Raw genomic sequence first — 8,573 nt, forward strand, 5'->3', positions numbered from 1 at the left:
TCGCCTCCTCAGCTGATCGAGCCAATCATGTCCGGACGGAAACCCGCCCAATGGCGCTCGCCGGCAACGACCACGGGAACCTGCATGTAACCAAGGCCGCGAACGCGATCGAGGGCATCCGCATCTTCGGAGATATCGACGATCTCGTAGCTGACACCGATGCGGTCAAGCGCACGATAGGTGGCAGTGCACTGGACGCAGGCGGGTTTGCTGTAAACGGTGACGGTCATTGTTTCCTCTTTCGAAGCCGCTTTTACGCACGGCTCAACATTGCCCGCCTGCAATCGCAAGCGGGTGGCGATGGTTCTGTCATTCTGGCGAGGCGCGCGGCTCAGTCGGCGCAAGATCGCTGTCTACGCCGACGAGCGTAGAAACTTATAAAAATGCACTGGCATGACTTCACCCCGAAGCTTGTTCTGGAGGGGGCAGAAAAGGGCGCACGCAATTCATTTGCGTCATACACCTTCCTTCCGGACACCCCGCCGGTGGACGTTTTCGCTCAAGGCAGGTCTCCTGACTTGCGGGTCAAAACATCCATTCCCACCTTCCCGGAGCTTTTAGCGCCAGTGGCTCAAATCGGAACGACGCTCACCGCTTACAGTTGCGGGGGCAGTTTCGGCATTGCTTCACCATAATGGTGTTGCGCACCGAATTCCCGTCTTAGCTCCCGACGCTTGCGAATCGAAAGAACCTTGAACACCACATATAGTATATGAGGAATTTTTTTCGTCAATAATTAGACATGCGAAAGCCCCACCCTGTGGATCAAAAAGATTCAACACATGGTCAACAAAGGCTTAACGGTGAATGCTCGATGCCGCCTACGGACGGAAGCGGCGGGTTATTCCCAGATATCGATGCGAATATCGGCGGGGCGGGAGTTCTCAATCACCCGCTTTCCGTTGGGAAGATCATTTTCGAACAGTTTGGCGTGAATCTCGGTCGCATCGAGACCATAGCCCTGCCATCTATCCCGCAAGCGTTCCTCGAGCACCGCAACGGATGGGCCTACGAAGACGGTAAGATCGAAGCTGCCGGAAAGCTTCGTCCACGGCGCCTCGTTCAACAGCAGATAGTTGCCTTCGGCAAGGATGAAGCGTGTTTCTGGCGCCATGGCGCGAGCGGAGGCAATGGCTATTTCGCGGGAGCGGTCAAAAACCGGGACAAGAACTTCCTGCCCGCCCTGACGAACTGCGGAGACGATATCAAGAAAGCCGCGCACGTCGAAGGTCTCCGGTGCGCCTTTTCGCGGCAAGAGCCCCCGTTCTTCGAGAATACCGTTATCCATATGGAAGCCGTCCATGGGCAGGACAGCCGCAGCCTCGCCGCGCGCCACGAGGGCACCGCACAGGGCATCCGCCAGCGTGGATTTGCCGGCCCCAGGGGGACCGGCAATGGCAATGATAAAACGAGATTTATCCTCTGCCCGCCGAAGAACGTCTTCGACGATCGTTTCAAGCTTCAACGTCATGCGGCCAGCGTTTCCTTTGGCGCTTCCTTGGCGCCCGTCATGAAGGCGACGGCGTCGGACATGGTATAGTCCTTCGGATTGATGACGCACAAACGCTTGCCCAGCCGATGAATATGAATCCGGTCAGCAACCTCGAAAACATGCGGCATGTTGTGCGAGATGAGAACGATCGGTAGCCCTCGCGCGCGCACATCCAGAATAAGCTCGAGAACGCGGCGGCTTTCCTTGACGCCGAGCGCCGCCGTCGGTTCGTCAAGGATGACGACCTTGGAGCCGAAGGCGGCTGCACGCGCCACCGCAACACCCTGGCGCTGGCCGCCGGAGAGGGTTTCCACCGCCTGATTGATGTTCTGGATCGTCATCAGGCCGAGTTCAGAGAGTTTCTCACGGGCAAACTTTTCCATCGCCGGACGGTCCAGTGCCCTGAACAGGCTTCCCTGAATACCGGGTTTGCGGATTTCACGGCCGAGAAACATATTGTCGGCTATGGACAATGCGGGAGACAGCGCAAGGTTCTGATAAACGGTTTCGATACCAGCCTTGCGCGCCTCGATCGGCGAGCGGAACTGTACCGGCTTGCCTTCCAGCCTGATCTCCCCTTCATCAGGTGTCACCGCACCGGAAATCGCCTTGATGAGAGAGGATTTTCCAGCACCGTTATCACCGATGACGGCGAGGATTTCGCCCGGATAAAGGTCAAAATCGGCATTGTCGAGCGCAGTCACACGACCGTAGCGTTTAACGAGATTGCGTGCTGTGAGGATAGGTTCTTTTGCCATCAGCCTGCTACCTTTCTGATCCACTGGTCGATTGCGACAGCCAAGATGATAAGGACGCCGATCAACAGATAGGTCCATTGTGGGTCTGTTCCGATAAGTCGCAGGCCGAGAGAGAAGACACCGACGATCAGCGCGCCGAAGATCATGCCCATGATCGAGCCGCGTCCGCCAAACAGCGATATGCCGCCGATGACCACTGCGGTGATGGATTCGATGTTGGCGAACTGACCGGCGGTCGGCGATACCGAGCCGATGCGGCCGATGAGAGCCCAGCCCGCGAAGGCGCAGATAAGCCCGGAAAGTGTGTAGACGGTCGTCAGCATGCGCTTGACGTTAACGCCGGCAAGTTCGGCTGCGTCAGGATCATCACCCACTGCATAGAGATGTCGACCCCAGGCGGTGCGGTTCAGCACATACCAGAGCAGGGCAACCAGCAGAACCATCGCAATGACGCCATAGGTGAAGACGGCGCTGCCGATGCGGATATTGTTGCCGAAAAACTGGAGAATGGGCGCCTGTTGGACGATATCCTGTGAGCGGATCGTTTCGTTGGCCGAATAGAGGAAATTGGTGGCCAACACGATCTGCCACATGCCCAGTGTAACGATGAAGGGCGGCAGCCGCATGCGCGAAACCAGCACGCCATTGATAAAGCCACAAAATGCGCCGACTGCGAGACCGCAGATAATCGAGAGTTCGGCAGGCAAACCATAGCGGAACGTAAACTGTCCCATGACGACGGAGGACAGGACCATGATCGCACCGACCGAAAGATCGATACCCGCAGTCAGAATGACCAGCGACTGTGCCGCGCCGACGATGCCGACGATTGCCACCTGCTGAAGGATAAGGGTCAGCGAAAAGGCCGAGAAAAACTTGCCGCCCAGGGTCATGCCGAAGACAGCCAGCGACAACACCAGAACGATCAGCGGTACGGCCGCCGGGCTGGAATGCAGAAAGTGCTGGAATTTTTCAAGCAAACTCTTGTTGTGCGTATCGAAAGCAGCGACCTGGGTCGAACTTCCCGACAGCGCTTTTTCAAATTCATTATGCGGTTGAGCCCGCACTGGCTGATCGCTCATGGATTTTCCTCCCGATCGCTCCATCGCATCAGCCCCGAACCCGGGATTATTTTCCAGAGGGGACAATGCGTAGATTCAAACTGTTGAGAAGCGTGCCTCAGTTACGTCCACGGACGCCGGGCGCGCTCGTTTGTTCCTGTCCGATCACCCAGATCGTTCTTTTTAACCATTCCGGTTCAAGGGCGGGGGCAAATTGCCCCCCGCCGATTTCAACGGTGTAGTATCAGCCCCAGCACTTCTTCAGGCCTTCCTTGGTGTCGATCGAATCGAGACCCTTGACCGGCTTGTCGGTTACCAGCGTTACGCCGGTGTCGAAGAAGTTCTTGCCTGCCGTCGGCTTCGGCTTTTCACCGGTGTCGGCAAACTTCTTGACGGCTTCCACGCCGAGTGCCGCCATCAGCAGCGGGTATTGCTGAGACGTCGCGCCGATCACGCCTTCCGCAACGTTCTTGACACCAGGGCAACCGCCATCGACGGAAACGATCAGAACATCCTTTTCGCGTCCGACGGCTTTCAGCGCTTCGTAAGCACCGGCAGCTGCAGGTTCGTTGATGGTGTGAACGACGTTGATGGTCGGATCCTTCTGCAGCAGATTTTCCATCGCAGAGCGGCCGCCTTCTTCGTTACCGTTGGTAACATCATGACCAACGATACGCTTGTCGTCTTCATCACCAATCTTGTTGATGTCCTTCACGTCGATGCCGAAGCCCTTCATGAAGCCCTGGTTGCGCAAAACATCAACGGTTGGCTGGGAAGGCGTGAGGTTGAGGAAGGCGATTTTCGCGTCCTTGGCCTTGTCGCCGAGGGTGCCGGCAGCCCATTTGCCGATCAGCTCGCCGGCCAGAAGATTGTCGGTAGCGAAAGTGGAGTCAGCGGCATCAACGGGTTCGAGAGGTGTATCGAGGGCGATGACCAGAAGACCGGCATCGCGCGCCTTCTGCACGGCCGGAACGATGCCCTTGGTGTCCGATGCGGTAATCAGGATACCCTTGGAGCCATCGGCAATGCATGTCTCGATCGCGGCCACCTGGCTTTCGGAATCGCCATCGATCTTGCCGGCATAGGACTTCAGCGTCACGCCAAGTTCTTTAGCCTTGGCGGTAGCGCCTTCCTTCATCTTGACGAAAAAGGGATTGGTGTCGGTTTTGGTAATAAGACAAACCGAAGTATCGGCGGCGGACGCGACGGACGCGAAAGAAACGCCGAGCGCAAGCGCGCCCAGAAGAGCGGAAACAGTCGTCTTCATTGTAATCCTCCCATTGAATGTTTGAGTACCGTGACGGTTACCCGACGATCTCGTCTCCTCCGAGAACAGCGACCGTTGACACAGATGGAACCACCAAAGGAAACGGCTGTCAATAAATAAATCCGATTGAATTATTAATTCCGTATGGCATTCTAACAAGCGGCAGGGAGGAATATCGCCGCGTCGTTTAACGTTGCGATAGCAAGATTGCCATAAAGCCTGCATGTATCGGTCGCGGCGGATATGGCGGGCGGGAGGATGAAACTATGAGACAATCTGTCGAGACGGCGCCGCCCGCGCCGTCCACCAACATGGATATGAGCGGCGGCGCCAACCAGATTGGGGTGCGTGCTTATAACGAGCGGCTTGTGCTGTCGCTGGTTCGCCGCCACGGCGGCTTGTCGAAAGCCGAAATATCCAGGCTTTGCGGTCTCTCGGCGCAGACTGTCTCGGTCATCATGCGCTCGCTCGAAAGTGACGGTCTTCTTATTCGTGGCGAAAGACTGCGCGGCAAAGTCGGGCAGCCTTCGACGCCGATGCGCCTCAATCCCGATGCCGTCTTCTCGTTTGGCGTAAAAATCGGCCGTCGCAGCGTCGATCTGGTGCTGATGGATTTCGTCGGCCGGATCAAGCTGAAGCTCCGCAGAACTTACCCCTATCCTATGCCGGAATGGATTTTGCCATTCGTCATCGAGGGTATCACGGAACTCGAATCCAAGCTCTCTCCGGCCGAACGGCAAAAAATTGCCGGTGTCGGCATTGCCGCGCCGTTCGAATTGTGGAACTGGGCGCAGGAGGTGGGCGCGCCGCAGAATGAGATGGAGCGCTGGCGCGACGTCGATATCCGTTCCGAAATTGCGGATGGCGTCAGCTATCCGGTTTTCCTGCAGAACGATGCGACCAGTGCCTGCGGTGCAGAACTGGTTTTTGGTGCAGGCCAGAACTACCCCGATTTTCTCTATATCTTCATCGGATCCTTCATCGGTGGCGGTGTCGTTTTAAACTCCGCACTGTTTTCCGGAAAGACGGGCACCGCCGGTGCAATCGGCCCCTTGCCGGTCCAGGGGCAGGACGGCAACACGGTCCAGCTTCTGAAAATCGCCTCCATCTTCGTTCTGGAAAACATGTTGCGCGAACGCGGCATCGATCCACGTCCCCTGTGGTTCTCGCCGGATGAATGGATCGATTTCGGAGAGCCGCTGGAAAACTGGATTGGAAAAACGGCCGCGGCCCTTGCGCAAGCCGTCATCGCTGCAGCCTCCATCATCGATTTTTCCAGCGTCATCATCGACGGCGGTTTTCCGGATTGGGTCAGAGCAAGAATAGTCTCCGCCACCCGTCTTGCCCTCAAACATCACGATCTTCAGGGTGTTACGCTGCCGGAAATCATTGAGGGAGCAGTCGGCAGCCAGGCCCGGGCTATCGGGGGAGCGAGCCTGCCCCTGTTTTCCCGTTATCTCATCGACCAGAATGTTCTGTTCAAGGACACGACAGGTTGAGGTTTCAGGCCCTGCCGAAATTTCCTGGCGGGACTCTTTGCCGGATTCAAATGGTCACTCGCTGGCGGCATGTTCCATGATAGCCGCCAGAAAAGCAGGGCCGTATCGTTCCAGCTTTGTGTCTCCCACTCCGGGTATCCGCGCCATTTCTCCCACAGAAGCCGGTCTTGCTGCCGCAAGCTCAATGAGTGTCTTGTCGTGAAAAATCACATAGGGCGGAACGTTCTGTGCGCGGGCAATTTCCATGCGCTTCGCACGCAGCGCCTCAAAGAGGCTGCGATCGGCCTCCGGTAAAACAGTGGCGGCGGGCTTGCGAGTCGCCTGTTGTCGCGCCGAACGGGGAGCGGACGGTATCCTCAACATCAGGGACGGCTTTTCGCGCAGGAACCGCCTCCCTTCTTCGGAAATGGACAATCCCCCGTGACCGGCCAGATCAACCTCGATCAGGCGCAGCGCAACCATCTGGCGCAGGATGGCCCGCCAGGTGCGATTGTCGTGCTCTTTGCCGATGCCGTAGGTCGTGATCCGATCGTGACCAAAGCTCGATATCCGTTCATCTTCCATGCCCAGCAATACGCGGATGACATAGGCCTGGCCGAAACGTTCTCCCGTGCGGTAAATGCAGGACAGCAACTTTTGCGCGGCAATGGCACCATCAAACAGGTCCGGCGGTTCCGCACAGGTGTCGCAATTGCCGCAGGGCTCGCAATGGTCGCCGAAATAAGACAAAAGCACCCGCCGACGGCAACCGGCGGTTTCCGCGAGGCCAAGCAACGCATCGAGCTTCCGGCGCTCCATGTTTTTGCGCTGGTCGCCCGCATCCGACTCTTCGATAAAGCGGTTGCGCAATGCGATGTCTTCATAACCGTAAAGCATAAGCACGTCGGACGGCAGACCATCACGGCCGGCACGGCCGGTTTCCTGATAATAGGCTTCGATGCTGCTGGGCAGATCGATATGCACGACGAAGCGCACATCCGGTTTGTCGATGCCCATACCGAAAGCCACGGTTGCAACCATGATGACCGCTTCACCATGCTGGAAGTGGGTCTGGTTCGCCTCGCGGGCGGCCTTGTCCATGCCGGCGTGATAGGGCAGCGCATCACGCCCCTCCTCGCGCAGCCAGGCTGCCGTCTCATCGACCTTGCGTTTGGAAAGGCAATAGACGATGCCGCTTTCGTCCTCGCGACCCGTCAGGAAGCGCTTCAGCTGTGTACGTGGATTATCCTTTTCCATGATCGCATAGCGGATATTTGGCCGATCGAATCCGGCTATGAAGGCGTCGCTTCCGTTGATCCCGAGATGACCCAGAATTTCGGCGCGGGTTGGCTCGTCCGCAGTCGCCGTCAGCGCCATGCGTGGCGTATCCGGAAAGCGCTCGATCAACGTGTCTAGCTGGCGGTACGGGGGACGGAAATCGTGCCCCCACTGCGATAGACAATGGGCTTCGTCGATCGCGATCAGCGACAGGCTGATAGGTTGAAGCGCATTCAGAACATCCGGCTTAAGAAGGGTCTCCGGCGCAGCATAGAGAATATCGACCTTGCCAGCCCGCATATCCTGCCAGAGTGCCCGCCGCTCTTCTGGGGAAAGATCGGAGTTGAGAGCTTCTGCGCGCACACCTGCCTGACGCAAGGCGGCGACCTGATCGACCATCAGCGCGATCAGGGGCGAAACAACCAGCCCCATTCCCTGACGGGCGAGCGCCGGAATCTGGTAACAAAGCGACTTCCCGCCCCCTGTTGGCATCAATACAAATGCATTGTTGCCTGCCATCACATGCCGGATGATTTCGGCCTGCTGTCCACGAAACGTATCGTAGCCATAGACGGTCTTGAGAATCTGCAAGGGATCGGCGGTCACGTTGGCTTTCTTATGAGCTGGACGGTTTACGCATCATGGTCAAATCAGGGGCTATCGCAACGCAGAAAGGCTGAATGAGTCGCAGAAAAAAGAGCGCCAATTGTGAACGATGCGAACTTATATAGGTTTGGATGTTATTTGAGGTATTTCGCAAAAGGAAAACCCCGCAGCTTAAGCTACGGGGTTTTTGTGAAGATGGTTGCGGGGGCAGGATTTGAACCTGCGGCCTTCAGGTTATGAGCCTGACGAGCTACCGGGCTGCTCCACCCCGCGTTACCAGCGTAAATCCCTATGGGATTTATCGCGACCAGCGTAAATCCCTATGGGATTTATCGCGACCAGCGTAAATCCCTATTGGATTTATCGCGACTGCATCACAGGGAAGCTGTGATGTATATTGCCGGAGCAAATTGCCGAAGGCGATTTGTCTCCTTTAAGGGACGCACGTTGCGTTTGCCTTATGTTTTCATGTTACGCAATGCAAAAAGGCCGCTTTGAGCGGCCCTTTGTATCGGCTGGGCCGAAGAGTTTGCTTGAGAAGATATTTGTTGCGTTTTGCAGACCTGGCAGCGACCTACTCTCCCGCGTCTTGAGACGGAGTACCATTGGCGCTGGGGCGTTTCACGGCCGTGT

The 8,573-nt window shown here is 57.0% G+C and carries 7 protein-coding genes, 1 tRNA gene and 1 riboswitch; of the genes, 1 reads left to right on the forward strand and 7 read right to left on the reverse strand.

Going from position 1 to position 8,573, the window contains the following annotated elements; genetic code table 11:
• Positions 1-8: 8 nt before the first annotated feature.
• From nrdH to ACQZ45_RS08840, 5 genes are all read right to left on the reverse strand, one after another.
• Positions 9-230 (reverse strand): glutaredoxin-like protein NrdH, encoded by a 222-nt coding sequence (gene nrdH / locus ACQZ45_RS08820; RefSeq protein WP_013635213.1) that lies wholly within the window; start codon positions 228-230, stop codon positions 9-11.
• A 256-nt stretch (positions 231-486) separates the two neighbouring features.
• Positions 487-710: riboswitch (cobalamin riboswitch) on the reverse strand.
• Positions 711-841: 131 nt separating this feature from the next.
• Positions 842-1,471 (reverse strand): nucleoside triphosphate hydrolase, encoded by a 630-nt coding sequence (locus ACQZ45_RS08825; RefSeq protein ID WP_113291289.1) that lies wholly within the window; start codon positions 1,469-1,471, stop codon positions 842-844.
• Positions 1,468-2,250: an ATP-binding cassette domain-containing protein gene (locus ACQZ45_RS08830; protein ID WP_013635211.1), complete on the reverse strand. Its 783-nt coding sequence runs from the start codon at positions 2,248-2,250 to the stop codon at positions 1,468-1,470. Before ACQZ45_RS08830 ends, ACQZ45_RS08825 begins: the two co-directional genes overlap by 4 nt.
• Complete coding sequence (locus ACQZ45_RS08835; RefSeq protein WP_113291290.1) at positions 2,250-3,332, reverse strand: ABC transporter permease; 1,083 nt, start codon at positions 3,330-3,332, stop codon at positions 2,250-2,252. Before ACQZ45_RS08835 ends, ACQZ45_RS08830 begins: the two co-directional genes overlap by 1 nt.
• A gap of 223 nt (positions 3,333-3,555) precedes the next feature.
• A complete protein-coding gene (locus tag ACQZ45_RS08840; protein WP_003514241.1) occupies positions 3,556-4,578 on the reverse strand; it encodes a sugar ABC transporter substrate-binding protein in 1,023 nt (340 codons plus the stop codon).
• A 266-nt stretch (positions 4,579-4,844) separates the two neighbouring features.
• On the opposite strand from ACQZ45_RS08840, the gene ACQZ45_RS08845 reads away from it, so the two are divergent.
• Positions 4,845-6,077 (forward strand): ROK family transcriptional regulator, encoded by a 1,233-nt coding sequence (locus ACQZ45_RS08845; protein WP_003514239.1) that lies wholly within the window; start codon positions 4,845-4,847, stop codon positions 6,075-6,077.
• Between the two features lie 54 nt (positions 6,078-6,131).
• On the opposite strand, the gene recQ is transcribed toward ACQZ45_RS08845, so the two are convergent.
• Both recQ and ACQZ45_RS08855 read right to left on the reverse strand, forming a co-directional pair.
• The gene (gene recQ, locus ACQZ45_RS08850; RefSeq protein WP_003514238.1) at positions 6,132-7,940 is read right to left on the reverse strand and encodes a DNA helicase RecQ; all 1,809 of its coding nucleotides are present in this window, start codon (positions 7,938-7,940) and stop codon (positions 6,132-6,134) included.
• A 196-nt stretch (positions 7,941-8,136) separates the two neighbouring features.
• A tRNA-Met gene (locus ACQZ45_RS08855) sits at positions 8,137-8,213 on the reverse strand.
• Positions 8,214-8,573 lie beyond the last annotated feature (360 nt).

The sequence above is a fragment of the Agrobacterium sp. 16-2014-1-2a genome, from assembly GCF_053522705.1.